The sequence below is a fragment of the Patescibacteria group bacterium genome (genome assembly GCA_041665345.1).
Lineage (GTDB): Bacteria > Patescibacteriota > Patescibacteriia > PEXW01 > PEXW01 > JBAYJA01.
In genome coordinates, this window is sequence record JBAYJA010000001.1 from 19,072 (window position 1) to 44,338 (window position 25,267).

At 50.9% G+C, this 25,267-nt stretch carries 29 protein-coding genes and 1 tRNA gene; 15 read left to right on the top strand and 15 right to left on the bottom strand.

What is annotated here, in order from left to right; translation table 11 throughout:
• Window positions 1-77: 77 nt before the first annotated feature.
• Window positions 78-593 carry a hypothetical protein gene (locus WCV85_00110; GenBank protein MFA6473259.1) on the bottom strand — a complete coding sequence of 172 codons (516 nt, stop codon included), beginning with the start codon at window positions 591-593 and terminating at the stop codon, window positions 78-80.
• Window positions 594-837: 244 nt separating this feature from the next.
• On the opposite strand from WCV85_00110, the gene holA reads away from it, so the two are divergent.
• Window positions 838-1,854 (top strand): DNA polymerase III subunit delta, encoded by a 1,017-nt coding sequence (gene holA, locus WCV85_00115; GenBank protein MFA6473260.1) that lies wholly within the window; start codon window positions 838-840, stop codon window positions 1,852-1,854.
• Window positions 1,855-1,922: 68 nt separating this feature from the next.
• Here the strand turns inward: holA and rpsT are convergent, their stop codons facing one another.
• Complete coding sequence (gene rpsT, locus WCV85_00120; GenBank protein ID MFA6473261.1) at window positions 1,923-2,183, bottom strand: 30S ribosomal protein S20; 261 nt, start codon at window positions 2,181-2,183, stop codon at window positions 1,923-1,925.
• Window positions 2,184-2,343: 160 nt separating this feature from the next.
• On the opposite strand from rpsT, the gene WCV85_00125 reads away from it, so the two are divergent.
• Together WCV85_00125 and WCV85_00130 are read left to right on the top strand one after the other, a co-directional pair.
• Window positions 2,344-2,610: a zinc-ribbon domain-containing protein gene (locus WCV85_00125; GenBank protein ID MFA6473262.1), complete on the top strand. Its 267-nt coding sequence runs from the start codon at window positions 2,344-2,346 to the stop codon at window positions 2,608-2,610.
• Window positions 2,611-2,767: 157 nt separating this feature from the next.
• The gene (locus WCV85_00130) at window positions 2,768-4,258 is read left to right on the top strand and encodes a hypothetical protein (GenBank protein MFA6473263.1); all 1,491 of its coding nucleotides are present in this window, start codon (window positions 2,768-2,770) and stop codon (window positions 4,256-4,258) included.
• A gap of 94 nt (window positions 4,259-4,352) precedes the next feature.
• Here the strand turns inward: WCV85_00130 and WCV85_00135 are convergent, their stop codons facing one another.
• From WCV85_00135 to WCV85_00170, 8 genes are all read right to left on the bottom strand, one after another.
• Complete coding sequence (locus tag WCV85_00135) at window positions 4,353-4,772, bottom strand: hypothetical protein (protein ID MFA6473264.1); 420 nt, start codon at window positions 4,770-4,772, stop codon at window positions 4,353-4,355.
• 296 nt (window positions 4,773-5,068) lie between these two features.
• Complete coding sequence (locus WCV85_00140) at window positions 5,069-5,707, bottom strand: HD domain-containing phosphohydrolase (GenBank protein ID MFA6473265.1); 639 nt, start codon at window positions 5,705-5,707, stop codon at window positions 5,069-5,071.
• Between the two features lie 130 nt (window positions 5,708-5,837).
• Entirely contained in the window at window positions 5,838-6,539 is a 702-nt protein-coding gene (locus WCV85_00145; protein MFA6473266.1) for a hypothetical protein, read from the bottom strand.
• A gap of 93 nt (window positions 6,540-6,632) precedes the next feature.
• Complete coding sequence (gene uvrB / locus WCV85_00150; protein ID MFA6473267.1) at window positions 6,633-8,639, bottom strand: excinuclease ABC subunit UvrB; 2,007 nt, start codon at window positions 8,637-8,639, stop codon at window positions 6,633-6,635.
• An 86-nt stretch (window positions 8,640-8,725) separates the two neighbouring features.
• Window positions 8,726-10,342: an ATP-binding protein gene (locus tag WCV85_00155; GenBank protein MFA6473268.1), complete on the bottom strand. Its 1,617-nt coding sequence runs from the start codon at window positions 10,340-10,342 to the stop codon at window positions 8,726-8,728.
• On the bottom strand, window positions 10,332-10,859 hold the full coding sequence (locus WCV85_00160; GenBank protein MFA6473269.1) for a hypothetical protein: 528 nt from the start codon (window positions 10,857-10,859) through the stop codon (window positions 10,332-10,334). The genes WCV85_00155 and WCV85_00160 overlap by 11 nt, the downstream gene beginning before the upstream one ends.
• A gap of 3 nt (window positions 10,860-10,862) precedes the next feature.
• Window positions 10,863-11,723, bottom strand: coding sequence for a hypothetical protein (locus WCV85_00165; protein MFA6473270.1), 861 nt, complete (start codon window positions 11,721-11,723; stop codon window positions 10,863-10,865).
• 11 nt (window positions 11,724-11,734) lie between these two features.
• The gene (locus WCV85_00170) at window positions 11,735-11,968 is read right to left on the bottom strand and encodes a hypothetical protein (GenBank protein ID MFA6473271.1); all 234 of its coding nucleotides are present in this window, start codon (window positions 11,966-11,968) and stop codon (window positions 11,735-11,737) included.
• 189 nt (window positions 11,969-12,157) lie between these two features.
• On the opposite strand from WCV85_00170, the gene WCV85_00175 reads away from it, so the two are divergent.
• The 8 genes from WCV85_00175 (at window position 12,158) to WCV85_00210 (ending at window position 17,920) form a co-directional block, all read left to right on the top strand.
• Window positions 12,158-12,802 carry a hypothetical protein gene (locus WCV85_00175; protein ID MFA6473272.1) on the top strand — a complete coding sequence of 215 codons (645 nt, stop codon included), beginning with the start codon at window positions 12,158-12,160 and terminating at the stop codon, window positions 12,800-12,802.
• Between the two features lie 471 nt (window positions 12,803-13,273).
• Complete coding sequence (ruvA, locus tag WCV85_00180) at window positions 13,274-13,852, top strand: Holliday junction branch migration protein RuvA (GenBank protein ID MFA6473273.1); 579 nt, start codon at window positions 13,274-13,276, stop codon at window positions 13,850-13,852.
• Window positions 13,849-14,865 (top strand): peptidoglycan bridge formation glycyltransferase FemA/FemB family protein, encoded by a 1,017-nt coding sequence (locus tag WCV85_00185; GenBank protein MFA6473274.1) that lies wholly within the window; start codon window positions 13,849-13,851, stop codon window positions 14,863-14,865. Before ruvA ends, WCV85_00185 begins: the two co-directional genes overlap by 4 nt.
• A 5-nt stretch (window positions 14,866-14,870) precedes the next feature.
• Window positions 14,871-15,140: a hypothetical protein gene (locus tag WCV85_00190; GenBank protein MFA6473275.1), complete on the top strand. Its 270-nt coding sequence runs from the start codon at window positions 14,871-14,873 to the stop codon at window positions 15,138-15,140.
• Between the two features lie 13 nt (window positions 15,141-15,153).
• Window positions 15,154-15,876, top strand: a complete 723-nt coding sequence (locus WCV85_00195; GenBank protein MFA6473276.1) for a nucleotidyltransferase family protein — start codon at window positions 15,154-15,156, stop codon at window positions 15,874-15,876.
• Entirely contained in the window at window positions 15,873-17,321 is a 1,449-nt protein-coding gene (locus tag WCV85_00200) for a hypothetical protein (GenBank protein ID MFA6473277.1), read from the top strand. Before WCV85_00195 ends, WCV85_00200 begins: the two co-directional genes overlap by 4 nt.
• 280 nt (window positions 17,322-17,601) lie before the next feature.
• On the top strand, window positions 17,602-17,874 hold the full coding sequence (locus WCV85_00205; protein MFA6473278.1) for a GIY-YIG nuclease family protein: 273 nt from the start codon (window positions 17,602-17,604) through the stop codon (window positions 17,872-17,874).
• Window positions 17,846-17,920: transfer RNA gene (locus tag WCV85_00210), tRNA-Arg, on the top strand. Before WCV85_00205 ends, WCV85_00210 begins: the two co-directional genes overlap by 29 nt.
• A 91-nt stretch (window positions 17,921-18,011) precedes the next feature.
• Here WCV85_00210 and prs read toward each other — a convergent pair.
• Window positions 18,012-18,944, bottom strand: coding sequence for a ribose-phosphate diphosphokinase (prs, locus tag WCV85_00215; GenBank protein ID MFA6473279.1), 933 nt, complete (start codon window positions 18,942-18,944; stop codon window positions 18,012-18,014).
• A gap of 298 nt (window positions 18,945-19,242) precedes the next feature.
• Here prs and speD point away from each other — a divergent pair, with 298 nt between their 5' ends.
• From speD to WCV85_00235, 4 genes are all read left to right on the top strand, one after another.
• Window positions 19,243-19,683 carry an adenosylmethionine decarboxylase gene (gene speD / locus WCV85_00220; GenBank protein MFA6473280.1) on the top strand — a complete coding sequence of 147 codons (441 nt, stop codon included), beginning with the start codon at window positions 19,243-19,245 and terminating at the stop codon, window positions 19,681-19,683.
• A gap of 95 nt (window positions 19,684-19,778) precedes the next feature.
• On the top strand, window positions 19,779-20,015 hold the full coding sequence (locus tag WCV85_00225; GenBank protein ID MFA6473281.1) for a hypothetical protein: 237 nt from the start codon (window positions 19,779-19,781) through the stop codon (window positions 20,013-20,015).
• A 3-nt stretch (window positions 20,016-20,018) separates the two neighbouring features.
• Entirely contained in the window at window positions 20,019-20,588 is a 570-nt protein-coding gene (locus tag WCV85_00230) for an NUDIX hydrolase (protein MFA6473282.1), read from the top strand.
• Window positions 20,585-21,151 (top strand): hypothetical protein, encoded by a 567-nt coding sequence (locus WCV85_00235; GenBank protein MFA6473283.1) that lies wholly within the window; start codon window positions 20,585-20,587, stop codon window positions 21,149-21,151. Before WCV85_00230 ends, WCV85_00235 begins: the two co-directional genes overlap by 4 nt.
• 191 nt (window positions 21,152-21,342) lie before the next feature.
• Here WCV85_00235 and WCV85_00240 read toward each other — a convergent pair whose 3' ends face one another.
• From WCV85_00240 to WCV85_00255, 4 genes are all read right to left on the bottom strand, one after another.
• A complete protein-coding gene (locus WCV85_00240; GenBank protein ID MFA6473284.1) occupies window positions 21,343-22,164 on the bottom strand; it encodes a hypothetical protein in 822 nt (273 codons plus the stop codon).
• Between the two features lie 124 nt (window positions 22,165-22,288).
• On the bottom strand, window positions 22,289-23,224 hold the full coding sequence (locus WCV85_00245) for a hypothetical protein (protein MFA6473285.1): 936 nt from the start codon (window positions 23,222-23,224) through the stop codon (window positions 22,289-22,291).
• 122 nt (window positions 23,225-23,346) lie between these two features.
• Window positions 23,347-24,180, bottom strand: a complete 834-nt coding sequence (locus WCV85_00250) for a hypothetical protein (GenBank protein ID MFA6473286.1) — start codon at window positions 24,178-24,180, stop codon at window positions 23,347-23,349.
• Between the two features lie 114 nt (window positions 24,181-24,294).
• The gene (locus WCV85_00255; GenBank protein ID MFA6473287.1) at window positions 24,295-25,224 is read right to left on the bottom strand and encodes a hypothetical protein; all 930 of its coding nucleotides are present in this window, start codon (window positions 25,222-25,224) and stop codon (window positions 24,295-24,297) included.
• Window positions 25,225-25,267: the final 43 nt, after the last annotated feature.

A 25,267-nucleotide genomic window follows, 5' to 3' on the forward strand; every position in this document is an offset into this window, starting at 1 on the left:
CGAGTCGTTATGCGATTCGCCCCCTTTTTTTGTCGAAAGAAAAAAGGCGAACCGGGGTGGGTTCGCCTGACCATGATTCATGCGTGAAGCATGTTCAAAAGCGTATCATTGAAGGAAACTGCCTGATTGATCACGGCCTCGCTTAGACGATAGATCTTCAGTACCTTGCCCTGTAAGTCGTTCAATCCAAAGTCAATGCAGATGTGCGCAACTGAGAAATTCTCAGGGATAGAAGACTCTTTAACGTTTTGTGGATTTGGTAGCTGTAGATGTTTGTAAATGCCTGCAACAATGTGAGTGGCAAATGACTGAGTGCGTTCGCGTCCATCCACTGGTATTTGAATGACCGCTTCTTCTGTTTGCTCTTTCGAAGTTTGATGAATGCAGTGAAGCCAGTACACCTTCGGGCTAAAATAGGTGTTGTCCAAGAAATTCTGGCAGAAATCAGTGTAAGCCCAATGTTTCAGGCGGAGGTCTCGCACCTGAATTTGTGCTGCACTTGGATTAAATTTTCCACGTTGGTCCGCAGCTATGACAAACCACAGCCACGGAAAATCACGGATTAATTCATTTACATTCGAAGCATAATACATGTTTCCTCCTGCGCGTCCGCGCTTTGATCCGTCCGGATCTGGAAGGGGTTGTTTGGTTTTTGCCCAGCTATCTAGCGAGGCAGTTGTCAAAGAATAGTCTAGGTTAGTTTACAGCTCAGTATTTGTCAATGATTGAGAGCATTGTTTTTCCATTGCGCGGGCACAGAGACCCGCGCTAGGTTCTTTTGTTGGTCATTCGATCTTTCGGCTTTACGGCGTACGGCTCTACGGCTATCCTTCCCCCATGGACCTCCTGATTCTTCACGGCGATGACACGTTTTCCTCCCGCCAGCGGCTGCGTACCCTGGTGGCTGGCTTTCAGAAGAAGTACGACCCCACGGGTGGGAACATTGTTCGGTTTTCCCCGCCGTTTGAGCTGGGGCAGATGCGGAACGCCATTGCTCAAGTGGGGATGTTCGCCAAGAAGCGGCTGGTGGTGTTGAACGATTTCTTACGCACAGCATCAGTCGCGGACAGCACGCAGTTCAACTCGTGGTTTGCAGACCCCACCGCGTTCCCAGATGCCGTGGTGATTTGCTGGGAGGGGAAAGATTTGGGAAAGCCCACGGTTCCCAAAAAACCAGCAAAACCCAAGAAGGCTACAGCGAAGAAAGCTCCCCCCAAGGCGCCAACGAAAGTCAGTTGGCCAGAGCACGCCAAGGTGGAACTCTTCTTACCCTTGGCTGAAGCGCAACTGGCTGGGTGGATTCGGAAAGAAGTGCAGCGCTTGGGTGGGCTCATTGAGCCCAATGCAGTGCATTTGCTCATGGCCAATGTTGGGGCTGACCTGTGGCGCTTGTCGAACATCATCGCCCAGTTGGTAGCCGCCGCTGGGAAGGCACCCATTGACGTGCACCTTATCAACCAGTGGACCCAAGCTCCGCATGATGACAACATGTTTCACTTTACGGATGCGCTGGCAGCCCGGAACTTACCAGCTGCACTCAAGCTCATGCACGGGCAAATCCTTTTGGGTGTGCATCCGCTCGTCCTGCACGCCATGCTGGTGCGGCAAATCCGGATTCTGCTGATGGTCGCAGACTGCGTGGAACGGGGGAGTGCTCCAGGCGCCATTGCCGAAGAAACTGACCTTCACCCATTCGTGGCACAGAAAGCCGTGGCCGCGGTTCGGCAATTCCCCAAAGGCCGGTTAGCACAGCTCTTCCAAGACGTAGTGCAGCTGGAAGTCGACATGAAAACCGGGAAGGTAGACCCAGAAATTGGTCTGACACACTTTTTGACCAAAGTCTGCGCGGGGTAGAGAGATTTCCTTGCATACCACAAACGCACCTTGGAGAAGGTGCGTTTGGAATAGATAAAACAACGTAATTACTTCGCTTTGTTCAGCGCTTTCATCAACCGGGACTTCTTGCGGCTGGCGGTGTTCTTCTTGATCACACCTTTGCGAGCCGCCTTGTCCAAGAGCTGAATTGCCGCCAGGACGCTGGCTTTGGATTCAGCGGTTTTGCCCGTAATAGATTTACGTGCAGACTGGACGGCCTGTTTGGTGGTGCGTTTCACGTTGAGGTTCCGGGCGCCCCGGGAAATGGTCTGGCGGACGTGCTTGGCTGACGCTTTCTTGATTGGCATACGAAAGTAAAGTGTAAACGTTGAGGTGACTTTTACGCTACCATGGACAAAAGCCGGGTGCAAGTCTCCGGCTCAGGAAGGCCTTGCTGGCTCGCATCTGCGGCGTATACTTACAGCATAGTTTACCCCCCGTTCTTTTACCCCAAACAGGAGGCTGGTGATGACAGGAAGTTCTCACCCCACAGTCGCGGAGCGTACATTCGCAGACAAATTCATCACTTGCATAGACTGCAAGGAAGAGTTTGCCTTCACCGTATCTGCTCAGGAGTACTTTGCCGAAAAAGGTTTCACAGGAGACCCAAAACGATGCCGCACGTGTTACGCTGCGTACAAACAGCAACACCCGAAGGGAAGCAGCAAAACAATGAAGGGACCATTCACTGTCCCGCCAGGAGGTGAGCACCTTCTGAACCTCGACTTTGAGTAGAAGCCTTCCCCACAGCCTTTTGCCGAGCATTGAAACCCCGCCTTACCGTGGGGTTTTTCTTATAGCTCAACAGCTTTGACGCAAGAAAACCACAGTGGTAAGCTGGCCGCTCAGAAACAGAAAAAAAGTAAATTTACAATAGAACAAAGGAGAATACATGTGTGGCATCCTCTACTTACATGACCCATCAAAAAAGATCCCCGGTTTGGTCATGGCGAAACGTGCGTTTATGGCCTTGGCCATGCAGCAGCACCGTGGATACCAAGGGGGCGGCGTTGGGTATGTTGCTGGTGTTCAGGGTGATCGGAAGCGGGTTTGGCTGGATAAATTTTTTGGTCCTGTGTCATCACAGTACGATACGCATGGCGCAAAAAAAAGTCCGCCTGAACCGTTCTGCGATGGACTTGGGAAGATGGTGCATCGGAATCCCTATAAAGTCATTGGACATGGGCGTTATGCAACCGCCGGACCAGCAGATGACCTCATTCACTACCAACCAAACTTCGTTGAGGATATCATCGACGGTCGGGTTATTTATGCGGCGAATGGTGACATCCCTCGTTTGGACTTCTACCGTGAAGCCCTAGAAGAAGTTGCTGACGACGTGCCTTCGCAGAATGATGGCGACTTTACGCTTCGTCAGATTGCGTACTACCGTCGTAAGGAAGGCTTGTCTTGGGTAGCAGCAATGCAACGTTTTATGCAAGAGATTCCGGGCGCATACTCGGGCATTTTGATGACGAAGAAGCGGACATTTTTCATGCGGGATCCGCATGGCATTCGACCTTTCCTCGTCGGTCGTACAGAAGATGGCATGATCGTTGCCGCCTCCGAGTCTTGCGTTTTTCCCATTCTCAAAGCTTCACTTATCTTCGAAGTAGAACGGGGTTCGATTGTAGAAATTACCGATGATGGCACAATGACAGTCCATGCTTATCCCGGGGTACTTCCAAAGCATTCAGCTCATTGCGTTGTCTGCCTCGCGTACTTTGCACGCCCAGATAGCCACGTTTTCATTGACGGTAAGAACCCTGCTGATGTTCACCAGAAAGGATCGTACGCGTATAGATTTGGAGTGGAGCTTGCAGTTGAACATCCAGTAAAAGCAGACTTTGTTGCATCTATTCGAAATTCTGGTGATCTAGCCACGAAGGGCTACTCAAAAAGATCTGGCCTACCAGATAAAGAGTTACTCATTCGGAATTTTTCCATTCCCCGCACCTTCCTAGCTTCAGAGCAGGAAGAGCGAGAATTTATGGTGATGCTCAAGTTTGGCTTAATGACGGACATGTTTCGGGATGCGGACATGCGTCGGGTTTGCCTGATTGATGACACGATAATCCGTGCCACTACCATGCGCGGGATTGTCTCATTACTTCGTGCTGGAGGCGCAGAAGAAGTGCACATTCGGACCGCTTTTCCGCCAATCACGAATCCTTGTTTCATGGGTATTGCCATGCCTACCCGTGCCGAACTTGTTGCTTCCTCACGAACCATTGAAGAAATTAAAGATTTCATTCAAGCTGACTCCCTGGGGTACCTTTCGATAGATGGCCTCAGTAGAGCTATGGTAGAACGCAATGATAGTTTGCAGAACTATTGCACCGCCTGCTTCACTGGCCACTATCCCATTCCAGTAACTGCGTAGTACATTTCCACGGCCTCTCCCTTGAGAGGTCGTTTTGTTGCAAAGAAAAACCCGAGATATGGTATCTCGGGTTCGTACAAATACTTTCGTCGAGTCAATTTTTGTACGTGTACCAGCGTTTGTACATGTCGGCAAATGTTTTGGTAGCCTGTTCCACATTACTCCAATCGTCCTCGGCGCCATACTTTTCAAAGTAGTCTCGGCTGGCCTTTGCATCACGTTCCACTTCGTAGCACTGGAGTCGCCCGCCGACTGGCATACTCAGCACGCTTGCCGCCACCAGGGAAGAGAGCACTTCTTCTAGCTCAGCTGAAATCACATGTTTGCCTGAACAATCGAAAGTAATGCCAGCGAACATTTCCGGCCACGTGCCAACGAGTTTCCACAGCGCTTCATGCAGATCACGAATGCCAATGCGCTTGGGTCCAGTTTGCTGCTCAGCCCACAGGGTGAGAATGGCCTGAATGTAGTGATAGGGAAAGAGCTGCTGGTTTGTGGTTTTTTCTGTGGTCATGCAACCTCCTCATGGTTTTTTTATTTCTTTCTACTCGAACCCTAGCTAGGGCTGCGCGTCGTGTCAACGTTTGCCCAAAAAAAAGAAGGCCCGAGCCCCTTTGAGGTATGTGTTTTTGAAGTGAACACAATGTCTCCGGTGCTGCAGGCCAATCCGTGGCTGATCGCTCGCGTGGTACTCAAACGTACGATCTTCCTTTTGATAGCTTCAGCCTAGCATGCTTGCAAAACTCCGCAAGTGCCTTGTGAGTTTCAAAAAAATGCCACCGGTGGGGTTCGGTGGCATATGAGAAGAGCTTAGTCTAGTTGTAAATTTGGGAATACGTGCGCAATGAACACGCACACAAGTTTTGGGTCCAGGCGTTCACCTGCCAGTTTTCGCAACTGCGTGACGGCATCCTTGGGGGTTAATTTCTTTTGGTACGTACGTTGTGAGGTCATGGCGTCAAAGGTGTCAGCTATTGCCACAATCCGACCGGCGATGGGAATTTCCTTTCCTGCAAGTCCCCGTGGGTAGCCCTGCATGTTGCCAGCGTGATTACCATCCCATGATTCATGGTGGGAGAAGACACAGTCGTAAATAATTCTTGGGAACTCCACCCCAGATTTTCGAAGGATTTGTTCGCCCTCGTATGGGTGATCTTCAAGATCTCGAATTTGATCAGTCGTTAGGAATCGATTTGGATTGTCTAAAGTTGTTTCTCCAACGGTGATCTTCCCAATGTCATGTAGCAAGGCGCCAATTCGAATGAACTCGATGTCTTCTTTCGATAGCTTGAGTTCTAGCTCTCTGTTTGCCGCTAATGCCAATTTGTAGGCAATGACGCTGATTCGCTGCGAATGTCCCTTGGTGTACGGGTGCATTCTTTCTAAGGCCGCTACCAGGACTCCTGCAGCAATGAGGATGTGTTCTAAGACGTAGCGTTTCTTTTTCAAAGTTCCTCCTGTGTTATTGTTTTCACATCAAAGTAGCACCCAGCTGGGGGAGTGTCAACCCAGCGTTGGTTTTTGGGAAAAAGAAAAACCGCCCCAGGTGGAGCGGCTAAGAGAACTTGGATTTTTGGGACTAGATGATGCAGGTTAATTTTTGATCCTTCTGTTTCGCAAGTTGTTGAAGGGCTTCATACAGTGGTGTCAGCTGCAAACACTTGTCCGGAAACGATTGTTTCGCAACTTTGCCGTTGATCGTAGCAAGTACCGGCTGTAGTTCTTGTGCGCACTCCTGTTCAAAGTCGGCAAAGAATATTTCTGGCTTCCCGTACTTCCGAAAAAGGTCAGCGGCGTCTCCTTCGTACCAAACACTCACGCTGATAGTTTCTCCATCAGAAGTTTGCAGCCGCAGGTAGGCATGTTTTTGTACGTCAAACGGGGATTGAATGTCACTTGTCCACGGAGCAGCAATGAGTGCTTCATACCTACCTAAAGTAAAGGCTTTCGCCGGATCACCGTTTGGTAACACAACCGCACCATCATATGCCGGCATATATACGAATGATGAAATGCTTAGTCCGATGGCGAGTATGAAGCCGCTACATCCAAAAGCTAGTGTGGCAAGTGAATGAGATTCGCCCTTGTCCTCTCGGAGGATGAGCCCTACGACTCCAATCAGGACACCAAGGGCCAAAGGAATTGTCGCCACCATATTCGACACTAACGGCCTGGAGCCTGGTAGCATGATGAGTGCGGCAATGACGAAACAGAGCGCGGCGAAGGTGTACGTTGGCCAGCGACTTGACCGAAAAAATGAAGCAAGATTGGCAAAGGACATATTTCCTCCTAATGTTGAGTTTTTGGTTTCATTTTTTACTTTCACGTCAAAGTAGCACCCGGCTGGGGGAGTGTCAATCTTGTAAAGCAGACTTTACCGTCGGCGTTTGCGCGCCTTTATTTTTGTTGGTGGCTGGTTGCCCTTGAGGAGGGTGATTTGATCCCGCAGGTGCGCGGCTTTTTCAAACTGTAAATTTTGGGCGGCGATTTCCATTTGCTGCTCCAAATCGCGCAGGAGGTGGGGGAGCTCCTCTTTGGGAATGATGCTGGGGTCAAAGTCAGGCCTCTCCGCCTGCTCTGCCAGTTTCTTTCCGGCCAAGCGAGATTCCTTTATTGCTTTGATGATTGATTGGGGAGTGATGCCATGCGCTTGGTTGTACGCCTCCTGAATTTTGCGGCGGCGTTCGGTCTCGGCAATGGCGCGCTGCATGGAGCCGGTCATGCGGTCCGCGTACATTATGACTTGGCCTTCCAGGTGTCGCGCAGCGCGACCCATGGTTTGCATCAGGGCAGTTTCAGAACGGAGGTAGCCTTCCTTATCTGCATCCAGAATGGCCACCAGGCTCACCTCAGGTAAGTCCAAGCCTTCGCGGAGCAAGTTAATACCCACGACCACGTCAAATTCACCTGTTCGCAGGCTCCGCAGAATTTCCAAGCGGTCAAAGGTGTCCACGTCTGAGTGCAGGTACTGGACTTTTATATCCAAGTCTTTCAGGTAATCCGTCAGGTCTTCAGCAATGCGCTTGGTGAGTGTGGTCACCAGCACGCGTTGGTTCTTCTCCGTGCGGAGTTTGATTTGCTCCACTAGGTCATCCACCTGATCCTTGGTGGGCTTCACCGTCACTTTGGGATCCAGCAAGCCCGTGGGCCGGATGAGCTGCTCCGCCACCTGCTTGCTGTGGGTTTTTTCGTACACGGCTGGGGTGGCAGAAACGTAGATGGCTTGGTTGATTTTTTGCTCGAATTCCGGGAAGGTGAGCGGCCGGTTGTCGTAGGCCGCGGGGAGGCGGAAGCCATAGTCAATCAACGAGGTCTTCCGGGATTTGTCACCTTCGTACATGCCGCCAATTTGCGGCACGGTCATGTGGGACTCGTCAATGACCAGGAGGAAATCTTTGGGGAAGAAGTCAATGAGCGTGTACGGCGGGGTGCCGGGTTTGCGACCGTCAAAGTACCGCGAGTAGTTTTCAATGCCGCTGGTGAAACCCGTGGTGCGGATCATCTCAATGTCAAAGCGGGAGCGTTGCTCCATGCGTTCGGCTTCCAGGGGTTTGTCATGCGCCTTGAACCAGGCCACGCGCTCTTTGGCGTCACGTTCCATTTGCTTCAGAGCATCCTCGGTGCCGCTGGGATCGGTCACGTACTGCGTCGCAGGGTAAATGTCCACGGTTTCCATCATCGATGCATTTTTGCCGGTGAGCGCGTCCACTTCCTCAATCTTCTCCACGGTATCACCAAAGAAGTGCACGCGGATGAGTCGGTCTTCGCTGAAGGTGGGGAAGATTTCCAGGGTCTCACCCAGGACGCGGAAGGAGCCGCGCCAGAGGTCCATTTGCTTCCGGTCAAACTGCATTTTGATGAGCTTGTCCAAGATTTTTTTCCGGGGGAGGTTTTGGCCTTGCCGAATAGTGGTCACCCCGCTCTTGTACGACTCGGGTGAACCCAGGCCGTAGATGCAGGACACCGAGGCGACGATAATGACATCACGGCGCGAGAGAATGGCCTGGGTGGAGGCGTGGCGGAGCCGGTCAATTTCCTCGTTGATGTTCGTCTCTTTTTCAATGTACGTGTCGGACTTGGCAATGTACGCCTCAGGTTGGTAGTAGTCGTAGTAGGAGACGAAGTAGTGCACGGCGTTCTCCGGGAAGAAGTCCGCAAACTCGCTGGCCAGCTGCGCGGCCAAAGTTTTGTTATGGGAAATGACCAAGGTGGGCCGCTGCACCTGCTGGATGACGTTGGCTATGGTAAAGGTTTTGCCCGAGCCCGTTACACCCAGCAGGGTTTGGTCGTGGTAGCCTTTTTCCAAGCCAGCAACCAGCTTTTTTATTGCTGCGGGTTGGTCGCCGGTTGGCTTGAAGGGGGAGCGGAGGGTGAAGGGCATATGGAGTTCACTGAGTATACCTGTGACCACCCATTGTCTCAAGCATGAAAAAGCCGCTCACATGGGTGAGCGGCTTGAAGGTGCAATTACATAAACGGAGTAAAGTACTGCAGGAAAGAATTCTCAAAAACCTTCAGAAAGTGTTCTCGGACATTTGCGTTGTCCTCGGAGAGGGCTGTTAATTCTTTCACAATGTGCAGTTGGACATACTCCTGGAGCGTCTTCGTACCCGCCGTGTCAGCTCGGATCCAATCTTCATGACTAAGATTGAAAATGAGTATTCCACCCTGAATGCGGGTTCTCCATTTAAAACCCGTTTTCTCGGTAGCTTCCTCGTACGTAACCGTGAGGCCAAATTGACCTTGGATCAAATGGCGCGGTCGCCCACTTGGATGCTTCACAGAACTGTGTGGAAGTTTCGTGCGTTCTTGCGTCGGCGACGAGTGCTTTCGATCTTGGTTCTGCGTTTTTCGACGTTCCCGAACTTCTGCAATAGTGGGCAGGGTTCGGAAGCGTTCGGGGGTTCGTTCACCGGCGCTGGCAGCAGTGTGATTACTGGATACCAGACCGACCAATTGATGGAGCCTACCTTGCAAGCTAAGCTGTGGGTGCTCTTTGAAGAATTTATCCAGCTGTTCAACAGTGCCACGGATAATGTCCGCATACTTTTTGAACCGACTGGTGTCCTTCAGTTCTTCCAAGTACAGAATCAGCGATTCCTCTTGGTAGGTAAGAATCGCCTCTGCCAGGGCATCATATAGCTCATCTTCAGCCATGCGTGAACGATCACTCACAAGGTTCCCCCAATTAATTCGGAAGTACCCTTGGAAGTGTCCGCTGCCAAGAATTGCCCGCGCGTCCTTCCATAAACCTCGCATGTTCTGCAGGTCAAAAGGCCAGTTGTTGCACTCCACAATGAGTTTTGGACTTTTAACCGGCTGGATTGTTGTGTAGAGTTCGATGTCGACATCCCCAAAGGTTGTCTTGATCGTTTCCACTTTTTGCTTGGTCCCAGGAAACTCTCGGGCTTTTGCCTGTACACGCTGGGGCTCCTCCCGGTTCGCAGAAAAAAGGATTTGAATCACCACATTTCGTCTCCGAATCGCTGTGGCAAATTTCTCACCCACTGTATCCGCAATTTCCTGGATATCCTGCAGTTCACGTATGGCGCTGGAACTCAGGCCTTTCAGCAGTACTCTGGTTGTCGCCTTGAATTTTACGTACTCATGATTAACACCAAAACCCGGCTCCTCATGAACGAAACCCATCTTTGGTGCTTCATTTTCACGAAGCTCGGATTTCTTCAGCTTCATGGTGAAGTAGCCACTGCCTTTGATTTTCAACGGCCGAGTGGTGAAGTTGTATTCCTCAGCGATGCTTAGGCCGGCCAGTTTTGCAATACCTTTCTGACCAATTTTGTCTGCACGTCCACGCTTGGTTGACGTACCTACATTTGACCACAGGTTTTGCATTTCCTGAAAGGTCGTCCCATAACCATCATCGAAGGCTAGGAGGGTTTCCTTGGCCTTATTGATGCTGATGAGAATTCGAGTGGCTCCTTCATCCACGGCATTCTGCACCAGTTCAACGATGACATCTTCAGCACTCTTGTGCGCATGCGCCAACTCCCAGAGTACATTGCCGGTATGCACATGGATGCCGAAAGTTCCTGTGCGTTGCTGCGGGTTGGTTTTAGTTACCATGCGTTCCTCCTTGGAGCTTTTCTAGTTCTCCATCTTCAAGGAGTTTCTGCAACGTCGTTTCAGAAGAAAGTGCCCGAGTGGCCACAGAAAGTTGGAAGAGTTGATCCGATCCAACTTTTTTCCGGATGGCAGCCCGAAGGCGCCCAGCCGGTGACGTGACAATTGCAATGAGATCTGGCAGAATTGCCGGAATCAGGTGACCCACCCGATCCGCAGCAACATCCATACTATCTATTTTTCCAGGCTGCTCTTCAATCGGTGAAGCTAGGAGTTTCTGCTTCACTTCCTTGGTTAAGAAACCTTGGAAAAGTTCATGGGGTATGAGCTTGTAGAGCGCATCCCGGTGCACCATTTTTGACGGTACCGTTATCCCATGCCACCAGTCATACACAGTGGCTCGCGGGAAACCAAAGCGGGCTGCAAATTCTACCAAAGATGAGATCCCTTTACTTTCCGCGAAGTTTCGAAGGAGTTGGCTGCAGAGTGTGACCCGCTGCTGCTTCGCTGTCTCTTTCATGGCCTACCCTCTTTTCTTTAATTGATGTTTTTTGCCCCAGCGGTAAAGACGCGAGAGCTGTGACTGATGCACGTTCTTTCCCGTTAGCTCAAGAATGACTCTCTGGAGGTCTGGCCAGGAGTACGTTTTCTTGAGTTTCAGAATGAGGTTCGCCAACGTCATGCCGCGTTTTTCCAGAGTGATGTCGTTTGCGTCTTTGAGTTTACCAGTCGCGAAAGGATATGCTGCAGTTTTGGCGACATCCCTTTTGGAATGGTGGCGTTTCGGTGACTGATTGGTGTTGTCAACTGGGATGGATAAAAATTTCATCCAGTTGCTGAGGGTGCGTTGTGCATTCTTGCGTTTCAGCAGCTTTGGGTACTTCCGGCTGAGGGCCAGCGCGGCTTTTCCCTGGGAACCCTTCTTAGCGTACATGTCCGAAATGATTTTTCGGGCAGCAGCTTCGCCACCAACCGCATCGCAAAACGTTTTCAGATTGCCAACGAGCGTTTTGGATTCCTTCGATGGTGCAGGCGGCATGGCCTGTGGGGTAGGCGGTTTCTTGGTTTCTCCCCGTGGGGTCACATCTTGAATGGGCCAGCCAAAGGTGCGGGCGGAGACAACAATCCAAACGGCAAATTGGCGCGCAGCCTCAATGAGCTTGAGCGCCAGCTCGCCAGTAGTGCCTTTGCCCAGCTGTTCAGTAACAACTCCTGCGTTCAGACTGAGGATAGCTTTCGTTACCACTCTCGATCGATCAGCTTGCGCTAAGAAACCGAGGAGTTGCGGATGCTTTTTGAGGTATGCCAGCCACTCGTTGTCGGTGAGCTGTTCATTCTTCACCAGGTGAAGTTGCTGCATTAATAGGGTTACATATTCATTCATGATTCATGTCCTTACTTCTTTTGGCAGATAGCGTTGAACGCCTCTACACCGTAATCACGTTTAATGGTCGCCAGCCAGCGAGTGGCTTTGGCGAGCGTGGAATCACCGGTAATTTGCTTGGCCAGGTCGAATGCGGCCGTAGGGCTGCTCGTCTCCTGCACAATGCGAACAAGATCATCACGTGCGAGCGCAATGCTTGCCCGTGCTGTGAGCTCGCCTAAAGGGCGAGGTGGATTTCTCCTCATAGCGTGGGTCTCTCTTTCTCCGTTTTGTCAACGGGCTTGGTTTTCCTATGCTGTTCTCGTTTCGTCTTTGAGAAACAACATCCAGACACCTTATGGGAAAACTCTGGGGCTGTCAATGTTGCTTGACAAAGTCCATATTTGTGGTACGCTCACGGACTAAAAATACAAACTCAAAACCGCGGAGGATGAGTGTTCGATCTCACCGCATATTTGCTCCTTCCAGATTGGCAGTTTGTCATCATCATCAATCAGCTCGTAGAGTTGCCTTTTTGGAGGATTGTCATGAGCCAGATCCTGGGGGTGCCAGATTGGTGCATCGTGTATCCTGCAGTCGTCCTTCATTCTGGTTTGTGGCTCACATTGAAAATTAGCCTCGTGCATGGGGTAACCGTCATTGTGCAAAAGCAGAAGGCACGACGCCAGCATCGGCTTGCAGAAAGCCAAATGGTTGGAGTTTGGCCGCCGACCTTACCCCGACGCATTTTTCAGATGTCTGGACGCGCACTCAAATACCTCACTCATCAGATGTATGAGGGTGCTCGGCAAATGGCTCATGGGAAAGTCGTTACGCCAGTTTTTCTGCTCTGGTTGGCAGCGGTGCCATTTATGCAAAAGGTCGGCATAGCCATTGTGGGGATAAGTTGGATCAGATTTGGTTGGCGTGGCGCTGTCGCACTTTTCTTTGGAACAGTGTTGCAAGTGGTTCCTTTTTGCTTCCTCTATACCCTCTATGGGAAGGAGACCGCAGAACGGTTCATCATGTGGGCAATGATTTCTCTGGGCATCATCATGCTGTTTGGCTGGTTGCGGAAGAATGGAAGACGTTCCTTATGAAAACCGATACTGTCAAAAGTGTCGGTTTTTCATACTTACGAATAAAGTTACGAATTACGAAAAGAGACTACAAAATTACGAAATACGAATGAGGATTGAGAGGACAGGGAACGAAGAATAAGGAACCAGAATGGTGGCGGGAAATTACGAATGGATGGGTAGAGGTATAGAGGCTTGTTAGGTTAAAAGGTGAGGGCGTGGGTTGAAGAAATGGCGCGCCTTCCTTCTATACCGTATACCCTAATGAGCATCCATGTCTTTGCCTCACCCGCATTCGTTCCTCAGATCCCATACATCTACTGCCAACTGAGTACTCTAGTCGTAAGATATAAAAATCCCCAAAGACCTCTAAAGCTTTACCGCTCTACGGCTTACCCCGACGATCCCGCTGCGGGATGTCGGGGCTCCGACCGCAGCGTCGGAGTAGCTCTATACCTTTATACCTTCCTACTTCCCCGCTATACTATTCCCATGATCGCTTTTCTTCGTGGCACGGTTGCAAGTATTACAGTGAAATCTATTGTCCTGGATATCCATGGCGTGGGGTATCAAGTTTTTGTGACGCCCAAAGTGTTGGGTCAGGTGGAGGTGGGGCAGGAGCAGACCTTCCACACCTACCACAATGTGCGGGAGGATGGGGAAGAGCTTTACGGCTTTTTGGCCATGGACGAGCGGGATATGTTTGAGCAGCTTCTACGGGTGAACGGGGTAGGCCCCAAGTCAGCCCTGGGCGTGCTTTCCCGCGCGACTGTTCAAGATATTCTCCAAGCCATTACGAATGAAGAGACTAGTCTGCTCACCAAAGTCTCGGGCATTGGCGCCAAGACGGCGGAACGTATTGTGCGCGAACTAGCTGGCAAAGTTGCGGCTCCCACGGTCGCAGGGAAAACCTCGGTGCAGTCTGATGACGCAGATACCCTGGCTGCCTTGGAGCAACTTGGCTACTCCGCGGCGGAAGCGCGGAAAGCCTTGAGCCAAGTTGAGGCTAGCATTACCAAACCCGCCGAGCGCATTCGGGCCGTGCTCCGCAATCGAGGGAGCCGCGTATGACCGTGCAGGAATGGACTGACCAACAATCCTGGGAACAGTTTTTGGACACGCAGCCGCACGCGTCGTTCCAGCAGCGGTGGGCGTGGGGTGCTTTTCGGGAAAAAATTGGCACCGTCGTTTCCCGATACGCCGCAGTAGAGGGCGACAAGCTCATTGGTGTGGTGCAGGTACTAGCAGACCAGTGGCGCTTTGGTTTGGTGACGCATACGGTGTTCAGTGGGCCAGTGGCTACTACACCAGAGGCATACCAGAAGTTGCTGGCACATGTGGCGGAGGTCGCGCAGAAACAACGTGTGCTCTTTGCGCACGTAGAATCGCCGGCCTTGCTCAGTGACCATGCAGCGCAGGACACCGCAACCAAACTTGGTTTCCGTCTGGCAAAGGCCTTGCAGCCCACGGACACCCAACTCCTTGATCTGACCCATGCCGAAGCGCAGCTGCTCCAGGGCATGCATGAGAAAACTCGGTACAACATTCGCTTAGCGGAGAAACGGGGAGTCCACGTTACGGTGCACGCTGGTGCTACTGCCCGTGATGCCGCGCAGACCTTTGCGGATATCCAAAAGCAAACCACGACGCGAGATCGGTTTTCTGCACATGGCGCGGCATACTACCAAGCCATGGTTGAGTATTTACCAACGGGGATGGTGAAAATCTACGTGGCCATGTACGAAGGGCAGCCGATAGCCGCAAACCTCATTATCCACTCTGGTGATACCGCCACCTACCTGCACGGGGCCTCTGCAGATGCCCATCGGAATGTGATGGCACCGCACCTCCTGCAATGGCGGCAGATTGTGGACGCTAAACTGGCTGGACTGCACTGGTATGACTTCTTTGGCATTGAGACCCCGGAACGCCCCCGCCAGAGTCGGGCCGGCGCCAGTTGGGCTGGGATTACCCGCTTCAAACTGGGGTTTGGTGGACAGACTGTGTCCTCCGCCAACGCGGTGGAGTTGCCAGTTCGAAAAGGTTGGTATAGGATTCTGAACATTCGCCGCTCATTACGCTAATCCATATGGAAGGTGAACCCCAACCGGAGCCAGGCTCATTGCTACGGGTTGAACTCAGTGAAGATAATAAGATTCTTCACAAGCAGTGTTCGTGTGGTGAGGAATTCAGTACTGCCATCCCTCGAAAGTTTTTCAAGCACCCAAATGATACTTCGCTAGAGCTGGCAAAGAGTGGTGGTGCAATTTCTGGTTTTCCAAGCATCAGCGCAGATGCCCTCCAAGCGCGGATTGAGAAAGTTGAGTGTGGCGTGAAAGAACGCCACCCCGAAGCCTAATTATTCTTTTTCTATGATCGACACCGTTGTCATTTCCGCCGCGGGGAAAGGCACCCGCATGAAGGAACTTGCCAAAGACAAACCCAAGCACATGATTGAAGTGAATGGGAAACCTTTCCTGTGGTACCTCTTGGAAAACCTCCGTGCGGTTGGGTACGAGAAGATTGTGGTGGTGGTTGGCCACCTGAGCCAGCACATTGAGCAATTTGCTGAATCGTACCCGCATCCAATTACCATCGTGAATCAGTATGCGGTCATGGGGGAAGACGTGTACGGTACAGCGGTGCCCGTCCTCGCTGCGGAAAAAGCGGTGAACGGAAAGCCGTTTTGTGCGCTGTACGGTGATAACCTGTACTCAGTTCGTGACCTCAAGTCTATGATCCATGAGGATGGGTTCTGCTACGTGGGCGGCCTGCCGCATGATGATTGGCAGAAGTACGGCGTGCTCATTCCCGGGGAAAATGATCAGTTGAAGGAAATTATAGAAAAACCTGATCACGATGTTGGCTCTACGCTCATTAACACTGGGCTCTTTACCTTCACGCACGACATTTTTGACGCGTGCCGCCGGGTAAAGCCAACGCCGCCGAAGAATGAACTGTACCTCACCGATGCGGTCACGGAGCTGGCCAAGGCGGGCAAGTTCCGCATCCAGCGCATCCAAGACTACTGGAAAGACTTTGGCTCACCAGAAGATGTGGGCACGGTGAGCTCATTCCTCCAACAACGAACATGAGTAGCCTCGTTGAATCATTCTCAGGGATCCGTGGCACGTGGGGTGAGAGCTTCACCCCAGAGGTCTGTCGGCGGTACGGTTACGCCTTTGGCCAAATGCTTCTGGCCAAACATGCTGATGCAAACGTGGTGATTGGCCGAGATACGCGGCCATCCGGACCTGGCGTGTTTGCTGCTTTGGTGCAGGGTTTGGCAGCGGCTGGGGTACGGCGGGTCATTGATCTGGGCATTAGCTCCACACCCATGACCGAGCACGGAGTACGGCACTTCCGCGCAGCTGGTGGAGTTATCCTCACTGCTTCCCACAACCAGCCAGAAGATAATGGCTTGAAGTTTTTGCAAGCCACGGGTGGCATTCTCTCTGCCGGTGACGCCGCCATCCTCATCCACGAAGCAGGCAGCGAAGAAGTGCTGGCTGTGAGCGAAGCCATGGAGGGCGCCACAGCCTCCGTTGGGTTGGAAATTATTGATGGTCAGCAAGAAGCCATGGATGCGTACCTCCAGTTTGTGCTGGATTCGTCTGGCTGTACTCCTGCCCACGTCCAAAAGGCAAAAGTGAAAGTGCTGCTGGATATCAATGGCGGGGCAAACGGCGAAGTTGCACCAGCGTTGGCCAAGAAACTCGGATTAGATGTTGTCGTGAAAGGTCAGGAGCCAGGAATTTTTTGGCGTTTGGTGGAACCGAAGGCAGAATCCCTTGCGCCCCTTGCTACCGAGTTACACGAGGGTATGTTCGCCTGTGCGTTTGACTGCGATGCTGACCGCATGGAAATCGTCCTGCCGACTTCAAGCCAATTTGCCTTACAGTATGGCCCATTGGTCTCTGGCCAGTACGTCGTTGGTCTGGTTGTGCAGGCAATCCTCAGTATCGATCCAAAGGCAAAGGAGCATCCGGTGATTACCAATGATGCGACGAGTCAGATGGTGAAGCGCATTGCCGAACATGCTGGGACAACGGTGGAAGAAGTGGAGGTTGGGGAAACGAATGTTGTGTCCATGATGCACGAGCGGGGGAGCAAGGTCGGTGGTGAAGGATCTAATGGTGGCAGCATTGTGGCTCCTGGGCAGTGCCGTGACGGCTTGCAGGCGCTCGCTGTTATCATTCGGTATCTGGCTGAGCACCAGACAACTTTGGATGAGACTTTACTCCACTTACCACATTTCCACACCGTGGCGGTCAAGGCGCAATGCCTGGGGAGCCAGCAAGCCCGGGCGCGGCAGGGGATGATCGAGCACTATCGCGTCGCGGGCGCGCGGGTAACGACCACTGGCGGACAGGACGGCGGGGTGAAGGCATGGGTCCACTCTGATGCTTGGGTTTGGTGGCGTGCCTCCAAGACTGAAGCCGGCGTCTTCCGCATCATCGCGGACGCCAAAGACCGGCACACCGCAGAGCAGCTGCTGAAAGAAGCTAATGAGGTCTTTGCTCGGGTGAGTAAAGTGTAGGAGAAGCCATAGGCCGTAAAGCCATAAAGCCGTAAGCCAATGCAACTACCCAGAGCGGCCTTTCTAGGCCGCGATATTTGGAGCACGTCTCTCCGATAAGGGTTCCTCCCGCACTCCAGAGAACGTGTTGGTCCTGGGTAGAACAAGTATCTTCCACACTCCTTCATCTTGCCCCCAAGCGTGTGCCGTGCTACCTTTTTTGCGCATCTGTTTGCGCCCGTAGCTCAATGGATAGAGCGTTGGCCTCCCTCCGGGCCGGAGGCCGAAGCCAAAAATTAGTATGTTTTACGTCTATCTTTTACGAAGTAAGAAGGATCAGTCATACTATATTGGACAAACTGAAGATGTGGATGCAAGACTGCAACGCCATAACAATGGCTATGTTTCTTCAACACGTAGAAGAGTTCCTTGGGTACTAGTAGGATTTGAGACATACCCAACTCGATCAGCAGCTCGGTGGAGAGAGTTTGAATTGAAAAACTCTTCAGTGAAAAGAAGGGAGTTTATCAAAAACGTTCGAATAGGTCCCCATAGCTCAACGGATAGAGCGTAGGCCTCCGAAGCCTGAGATTGAGGTTCAATTCCTCATGGGGACACCAATGAGCTTTTGTTTCCACGTTAGATTTCTAGCCTCCGGAAGATTTTTTTGCGTATAAAAAAAGCTGCCGAAGGGATTCGGCAGCTAGATGATTAATCGTCAACGAGCATTTCGTTAAATTGCTTCACAATAAGCGGTGCCAGAGAAAGCTGCTCGATTTTGTCGGTGCGCTTTTCCCACGGCAGGTAAATGGAGTCAGTCGTGTAGATTTTTGATATGATCTCCGCCCGATTGAGCGTCTGAATTGCACCTCCGGCCAGCACGCCATGGGTGGCCATGACGATAATATTCTCTCCGCCAACTTTCCGCACCTCTCGTTCGGTAGCTGCAATCGTGCCGGCAGTGCTGATTTCATCTTCTCGGATAATTGCGGTAATACCCCGCAAGCTGCCTTGGATACCATGTGACTCCGAAATATCATGCTCCGGCCGACTTTTGATCAGCGAGATCATTGGAATGCCTAGAGTTTTGGCAAAAGCTTCAGTGGTTTTCGATCTGCCTTTATCCGGACTCAAAGCCCGAACGTTGCTGAGGTCTCGATCTCTCAGCACATCCACGAAGAGTGGATTTGCATCAATGACCCAGGTGCGCAAACCTGCATCTTGGAAGTACTGAACATTCTTTGGTGAATGCGGGTCGCAGAGCATCACGTCGGTTGCACCAGCAGCTGCAAGTAATTTAGCCACGAGCTCCGCAGTAACTGCTTCGCCACCATCCTTGTCTCGCTCCTGCCGTCGGAAACCCATGAAGGGCATGACCGCAATGAGTCGCGAAGGATTGTACCGTTTGACAGCACTAACAATCGCAAAGAGATCAAAGTACGTCTTCGGAGCGTACTCACCAGTCGATTGCACCACCGCACACGGTTGACCCACTATCACAGCAGGGTGGGTAATCTTGTACCATGGCTCAGAATCTGCAAACTCTCGTATACCCACCTCACTGAGGGGTTGTCCAAGTAGTTCACAGACTCCTCGTGCCATTTTATGACTCGCTCGACCGCAAAAAATGAGTGGTTTTACCATTACACTTCTCCTATTTGGAATGTACGTTTCTGTGTTAGCCTCTTACCCTAGCTCCTTCGGGCGGAATTCGTCAACCACCCCTTGACGCTCAGCCGCAGGGCTTTATACTTTACTCTCCGTTTCTTAAAAATTCGCTTTAACGCTTGCTGAGTATTCGGCTGATGCGGTGCGATGCTAACTCCGCCCCCTCGACTTGCCCTCTCGATTGTCCTCGAGGGCTTCGCTCGGGACGGAGAACCCCGAACCTATGAATCAGGGTCCGTTAGGTTCATCAAGCGCAACAAAGGAGGGCACGCACATGCCCCACACGTCTGTCGCCGAAGCCCCAGTGGTTGCTGCCACTGCCGAATCGGCAATTCCCTTCGGTTCGCACCTCACCCTGGATGGGTACGGGTGCAGTGAGGAGAAGCTCGCAGACATGGACCTCGTGTTTGAGGTTCTGGAACGCTTGCCTGGGCACCTGGGCATGCACAAGATCATTACGCCGTACGTGGTGAAGGCCGCCGGCAACGATAAGAAGGATCCGGGTGGCTACTCAGGGTTCGTCATGATTGCGGAGAGTCACATCTCCATTCATACCTTCCCCAAGAAGCGGTTCGTCTCCATTGATGTGTACACCTGCCAAGGGGATCTGGACACGGCCAAGGCGAAAGCTTTTTTCCAAGAGGCTTTCCAGATTGAAGAGTTTGAAGAGCATCGGATTACCCGCGGCACGAAGTACGACATCTACCCACTCTAGTCTGAGTCCAATGCAGCTCCTCAATGGAGCTGTTTTTGGTTGCTGAACTGTGCCAGACGCGGTACGCTGCAGGTAGCGCATTAACCCCCAAACCTATGCCAACCATCCATAATCACACTGTTGACGGCGACACCGAAGCCCTGCGGGCGTTTCGGCAGCTTGATGAAGACGAAGCAAAGGTACTTTTGGAATATGTAAAACGACATGACGAAGCGGATTTTGAAACCACGGTGAATGGGAAGCGGATGAACTTCAAACTCATCCGGGAGTCAGACGGCACGTACCATGTGGAAAATGAAGGGAAGGAAAAGTCTTCCAGTGGTTGGTTTTAAGGTATGATGCAACGCTTTGGTCCTTGGACGCGACTTTCATCAAAGGTGAAGTATAAGAATTCTTGGATAAGCATCCAAGAAGATAGAGTTATTCAACCGGATGGCAGTAAAGGAGTCTATGCGTATCTGAGAAAAGTTCCTGGAATTTTTGTTGTGGCTTTCACTGGTACGGAAGTCTACCTACTCCGCCAATTCCGATACGTCCTAAGGAAGTCTATTTATGAAATACCAGCAGGCACTGTAAACTCAAAGAATTTTTTGCAGGTTGCAAAACGAGAATTATTTGAGGAAACTGGAATGCATGCAAAGCAGTGGACTCGCCTCGGGAAGCACTACATTGCCCCTGGGCATGAGTCGACGTGTATTATCACGTATCTAGCTGAAGGGCTTGATGAAAAATCGGTAAGTATTGATGGGCAAGAAGGCGACGAAAGCATCCAAGCGGTTATGAAAGTGTCGTTACCAAAGCTCTGGAAAATGATCCATGAGGGGAAAATTGAGTGCGGATTAACCTTAGCTGCATTGAATTACTTTTTTTCCTACCTCCGTGTCGTCAGAAAGCAAAAAATATGAAATTTTTTACCAAACTCCACAAAGACTTAGCTCGCCAACGTCGTTTGCGGGAGCAAACCTTTGGCATTACTCGCCAAGCGCAGCAAGCAGCCAAGCTCGCTATCTTCGCCGTGCATCGGGACAACCCCAAAGAAGCGGAAGAGTTTTTGACCCGTGCCCAGAAGCAACTGGCAGGTGTGCAGCATAATTTGCGCAAAGAACCCCGTGCGCTCAACGACGGAAATCTCCTTGCTGCCTTGGAAGAGTTTGGCGAAGCCTGGCTCACTTTCATGTTCACCCAGAATAAGAAGTTAGCGTTCCCCAAGAAGCCCGTCCTAGCGGCTGATCAGCAAGTTGGAGCGGCAGCGGATTTTACTGGCGAGTTAGTCCGGCGCGTTGTGCTGGCCGCGACTGATGGAGACCGGAAAACCGTGGACCGGGCATACAAGACTGTCCGGGAAGTGGTTGACCATCTGGCCAAGGCTGATCTCACCGGCCACCTGCGCCAAAAGTTTGACGAAGCCAAACGGAACCTGAAGCGCCTGGAAGAAATTCGATACGATTTGAAAGTGCGGGGGAGATAGAAGCAGGGGTGGAGGGTTTTGGTGTGGCGGCGAGTATGGATGGAGGGTGTGGATTGAGGGTAAGAGCAAGAAGTCCGTTTTTTGTCATTGCGAGCTCCAGCAGGAGCGTGGCAATCCCGCAGTAGTATGGGATCAAGTTTTTTTGCCGATAAAAAAACCGGACTCCCTGGGGAATCCGGTTGTCGGTGCTATTACTTTACTACTGCCAGGACGAGGTCGCCATCGCGCTCGATGAGCACGCCGTGCGGGTGCTCGGTCCAGGCATCCCACGGACCATCGTAAACGATTTTCTCATCAAGGGTTTGAAAGACTTTACCCTCAAGAGTGATGATTTGCCCTCCCTGCGTAACGAACCAAACCGTTGGAGATGTTGTGCTTTTTTGTAGCACATTGCTCCCGGTCCATTCCCATAGTCCGTCTGTTTCTGCGGTGTAGAAAACGCACGATTTTGATGTGCGCCAGTGCATCAGTCCGCGTTTTTGCAAACACCCAGGGAAATGCTTTTGCTGCCCAATAATTTTGAGCATTGTACCACATTGCACAATGCAACCAAGATTATTTACTGACCAGGCATCGAATGGTTCGTTCACAATGACCTGTTCAGTGGATTTGGTTATTCGGACTATCTCATTTCCATATCGAATGTAGATGGTCTTCCTCCATTCCTGCACTTCAAAGGGGTCAGTTTTACTGACAGCCGCACGGAGTGGATGCAATGTGCCATTGCACTCGAAAATATTTCGAAGATTATTCATGCTTTTGGCAAAGAGTGCCGTCTGTCCGAATGGGAAGAAGTTTTCACACGTCCCTGTGAAAACCGGATGTTTCACATTGTCATTCCAGAAGATTTCTCTTCCGCATTGCACCAGGACGCCGTGCAATCCTGGGACATGCGCATCGGATGCTTCACCTTGGTACAGAATAATGCGGTCACCAGTTTTGGCAGCAGCTAATAAATCTTCGTAGGCCACCTCCCTATTTGCTTGGGGGTGGTATCTTTTGTAAAGATGCATTCTTTTCCTCCTTGGTTTGTTCATCTGGTTTTCCGCTTACCTTACGGAAATGGCGCTCTGTCGTCAAGTATAAAAAACCGGACTCCCTGGGGAATCCGGTTATATGAACGTTCAATACAACGCGCTATGGAATAAGTTGGAAGAGCGTATCACCGGCCTCAATAATTAGGCCGTAATCATTCTCCTCGAACCTTTCACAGGGACCCGCGTATACATAGCGTATCCCGTTATGGATGCCATCTTCACGCTTGCTATAGCGTGATGGCGATGACTCGGTGAAAGGAAAACTTTGCATACGGCCTGAAGATGTATCTACAAGCCAGGATGTTTTTTTGCCCTCATGCGTTTGCGTGAAGGCAATTGTGTTCGTTCCAACAGTGGAAAAGTTATCACACTTGCCTCCAGGTAGGACGCAGCACTTTTTGCCGTTCAGTAGTAAGTCCTGACCCTGGAAGTCCAACACTCCCAGCGTTATTGCCAACCAATCATCTGTAGCCTCGAAGGTCCCAATTTCTTGGTGGTGGACGGTCAATGAAAATGGCGCTTTTCCAGAAACAATGTGGCGGCAGAATGTATTCCCGCGTCGAGTCAGAATTCCATTTGGAAGTGCCTGCCATCCTTCGATAGTCTGGATGAGGTGTGGCACTTCGCCAGGCAGCGCAGGGCTGCCGTCTTTTCGAAAGTACAAATCACGGTCAGGATCTTGGTCTTCCGGCTCAGTGAGGATGTACTGGCCATTCTGAATGATTTGGCCATGGTCCACCACCACGAAACCAAAGTCGTTTGTATGCCAGCTGTCACGTGAATACACAGACTGCCGAAAAACATTTCCACGTTCATCCGTGACCATTGCACCATTGAGAAAGTACCATACGTCTTTCTCGAAGTCTGTTCCTTCCACAACGACTCCGCCGGGGAATGCTCTCCAGTCCAACCCTGCTTCGCAGTACTCTGCATTCCCATTAGGATGAACAGGGATGATGTCTCCACTCCTAGCTTCCTGGAGAAGTTCATGGAATGGACCAATCTTTTTCAACGTACAGAGAAATAAATCGTTCATTTTTTACCTCCTCAAGGTATTTTTCGTTTTCACCTGACCCTACCAAAGTGGGTATAAGATGTCAACAAGAAAAAAACCGGACTCCCTGGGGGAATCCGGTTGTATTCGGTCAAAATCTGTCATCACCGAATAATAATGAGCAGTGTCTCTTTCCCGCGGTTAATCAGTACGCCCTTAGGATGTTCCCTTGGCACGTCGCCACATTTTGGGGAAAAACCATTTAGCAGTAATTCGTCATTCCAGAAGAGATTACTGCCAATGAGATACACGTTTCCTCCAGGCAGGAGGGTATAGTTATCAACCGGTGCTTCATGAATGATTTGAGAACCATTTTTCAAGACGCGGCCGTCCGGCAAAGAAATTCCTATGCCAGAAGAAAAACGTCGCCAATTTTTCATTTCTCCTTCGTATAGTGTGGTAGAAAAGTTCAGTATGAGTCGTTTGTACGCACTGTGCAGTATTCCAGGATACTCCACGACAACACCATCTGGATGCAGATCCCAGTCAATGCGGACATCACGAACCCCCCGGCTGTTAAGAATATCAAGTTCTACATAATCACCCAGTGGCATTTCAGCTATGGGCACCTCATCATTTAGGAGAAATTGGTTTCCTCGCCGAATGATAATTTCACCCTCGTACGTTACCTTATAGCTATCGTGAAAATGCAAAAAGGGTACGCGTGTGTCATTCATGAAATAGGAATCCCCAACAGAAGTTAGGCGCCATCCGCCAAAGCTACGCCGTACGAATCCGGGAATAGGCTGACTTTCGTCACCATTGATTGCCCAGTAAAAATTACGTTCTAGGCCAATGCAGGTGTATACACCCGCATCTGCTGGGTAAGTACAGGCGCGATATTCCTCGTCGAGGAGAATGCAATCAAACGGCTCAGCTTCCTGAATAGCTCGTGGGATATCGGCCTTTGCATACTTTTGTACTTTTGCAACGAGCATTTTTTTCCTTTCATTTTTAGCATTTTTAACTTTTTACAGTATCAAAAGTAGAGATCTTGTCAAGTATAAAAAAACCGGACTCCCTGGGGAATCCGGTTGCATTGAATGAGTGGTCTATCGATAGTCAACGAGCTGGAAGATCAATCCGTTTGCCTCGATGATGAGACCGTAGGCATTTGGTTCGAATCGGACGCATGCTCCGTTGAACACTTTCCGATTACTACAGTAAATACCATCCTCGCGTTGGTCGTACAGTTGGATGTTTGGTGATTGTTTGTAGACATCGATACTTTTCGTTCTTGCGCTAATGTGCCAATACTCTTTGAGTTCATCGTAACGTCGAGTGAAGCATACAGCTACGCCACCATCAGTTCGGAAGTCCCTACACTCACCGTCTGGCAGTACGCATAATCTTTCCCCATTCAGGAAAAGACACCCCTCCCGTACGTCAAGGACCCCAAGATCCGTGCCTATCCAATCGTGCGTTACTTCGAATTCCCCCAGAACTTTGTGATCAACCTCTAGTTCATTTGGCCAAGTCCCGACGAACGTGTGTTGGGTAAAAGTACGGCCTTTTCGGGTTATGAAACCATAGGGGAATGCCTGCCATGCCGGAACAATCCTAATTATTTCCGGCCGCTCACTGGTATCTGGGGTGCCGTCCTTATGCGTTGCAATTTCAGCATCTGGATCGAAATCTTTGCAGATTACCAGGCCGGCATTTTGAAGTAGTAGCCCACCAATGCAGACGTAGAAGCCATAGTGATTCGTCCCCCAAGAGTCTATAGTGCCATACATTGTTGGCCTATATGGATTTTCAGGTGACTCGCAAACAAGTTCACCGTTTATGTGGAACCAACTATCCTGGTCATCATTCTCCTCCACGACGACCACACCATCATTGAAAGCTTTCCATGTCGGCATATCCACGCTATCGAATTTTGGCGTGGGGAAGACCGTAATCATATCTCCAGGTTTCGCCTGGGAGATAAGCTCATCAAATGATCCAAATTTTTTCAACGTACTCAACAGTAGATTTGTCATATTTCCTCCATAGCGTTTGTTTTTGATTTTCACGTGACAGTAG

Bases quoted from the DNA above. Each gene is read 5' to 3' on its own strand.
- WCV85_00155 (MFA6473268.1), bottom strand. From the start codon at position 10,342: ATGGTAACTAAAACCAACCCGCAGCAACGCACAGGAACTTTCGGCATC.
- WCV85_00225 (MFA6473281.1), top strand. From the start codon at position 19,779: ATGCCAACCATCCATAATCACACTGTTGACGGCGACACCGAAGCCCTG.
- WCV85_00125 (MFA6473262.1), top strand. From the start codon at position 2,344: ATGACAGGAAGTTCTCACCCCACAGTCGCGGAGCGTACATTCGCAGAC.
- WCV85_00200 (MFA6473277.1), top strand. From the start codon at position 15,873: ATGAGTAGCCTCGTTGAATCATTCTCAGGGATCCGTGGCACGTGGGGT.
- WCV85_00230 (MFA6473282.1), top strand. From the start codon at position 20,019: ATGATGCAACGCTTTGGTCCTTGGACGCGACTTTCATCAAAGGTGAAG.
- uvrB (MFA6473267.1), bottom strand. From the start codon at position 8,639: ATGCCCTTCACCCTCCGCTCCCCCTTCAAGCCAACCGGCGACCAACCC.
- WCV85_00130 (MFA6473263.1), top strand. From the start codon at position 2,768: ATGTGTGGCATCCTCTACTTACATGACCCATCAAAAAAGATCCCCGGT.
- WCV85_00205 (MFA6473278.1), top strand. From the start codon at position 17,602: ATGTTTTACGTCTATCTTTTACGAAGTAAGAAGGATCAGTCATACTAT.
- WCV85_00250 (MFA6473286.1), bottom strand. From the start codon at position 24,180: ATGCTCGTTGCAAAAGTACAAAAGTATGCAAAGGCCGATATCCCACGA.
- WCV85_00110 (MFA6473259.1), bottom strand. From the start codon at position 593: ATGTATTATGCTTCGAATGTAAATGAATTAATCCGTGATTTTCCGTGG.
- WCV85_00235 (MFA6473283.1), top strand. From the start codon at position 20,585: ATGAAATTTTTTACCAAACTCCACAAAGACTTAGCTCGCCAACGTCGT.
- WCV85_00185 (MFA6473274.1), top strand. From the start codon at position 13,849: ATGACCGTGCAGGAATGGACTGACCAACAATCCTGGGAACAGTTTTTG.
- WCV85_00165 (MFA6473270.1), bottom strand. From the start codon at position 11,723: ATGAATGAATATGTAACCCTATTAATGCAGCAACTTCACCTGGTGAAG.
- WCV85_00170 (MFA6473271.1), bottom strand. From the start codon at position 11,968: ATGAGGAGAAATCCACCTCGCCCTTTAGGCGAGCTCACAGCACGGGCA.
- WCV85_00145 (MFA6473266.1), bottom strand. From the start codon at position 6,539: ATGTCCTTTGCCAATCTTGCTTCATTTTTTCGGTCAAGTCGCTGGCCA.
- WCV85_00245 (MFA6473285.1), bottom strand. From the start codon at position 23,224: ATGAACGATTTATTTCTCTGTACGTTGAAAAAGATTGGTCCATTCCAT.
- WCV85_00135 (MFA6473264.1), bottom strand. From the start codon at position 4,772: ATGACCACAGAAAAAACCACAAACCAGCAGCTCTTTCCCTATCACTAC.
- WCV85_00160 (MFA6473269.1), bottom strand. From the start codon at position 10,859: ATGAAAGAGACAGCGAAGCAGCAGCGGGTCACACTCTGCAGCCAACTC.
- WCV85_00195 (MFA6473276.1), top strand. From the start codon at position 15,154: ATGATCGACACCGTTGTCATTTCCGCCGCGGGGAAAGGCACCCGCATG.
- rpsT (MFA6473261.1), bottom strand. From the start codon at position 2,183: ATGCCAATCAAGAAAGCGTCAGCCAAGCACGTCCGCCAGACCATTTCC.
- WCV85_00190 (MFA6473275.1), top strand. From the start codon at position 14,871: ATGGAAGGTGAACCCCAACCGGAGCCAGGCTCATTGCTACGGGTTGAA.
- WCV85_00240 (MFA6473284.1), bottom strand. From the start codon at position 22,164: ATGCATCTTTACAAAAGATACCACCCCCAAGCAAATAGGGAGGTGGCC.
- prs (MFA6473279.1), bottom strand. From the start codon at position 18,944: ATGGTAAAACCACTCATTTTTTGCGGTCGAGCGAGTCATAAAATGGCA.
- ruvA (MFA6473273.1), top strand. From the start codon at position 13,274: ATGATCGCTTTTCTTCGTGGCACGGTTGCAAGTATTACAGTGAAATCT.
- speD (MFA6473280.1), top strand. From the start codon at position 19,243: ATGCCCCACACGTCTGTCGCCGAAGCCCCAGTGGTTGCTGCCACTGCC.
- holA (MFA6473260.1), top strand. From the start codon at position 838: ATGGACCTCCTGATTCTTCACGGCGATGACACGTTTTCCTCCCGCCAG.
- WCV85_00255 (MFA6473287.1), bottom strand. From the start codon at position 25,224: ATGACAAATCTACTGTTGAGTACGTTGAAAAAATTTGGATCATTTGAT.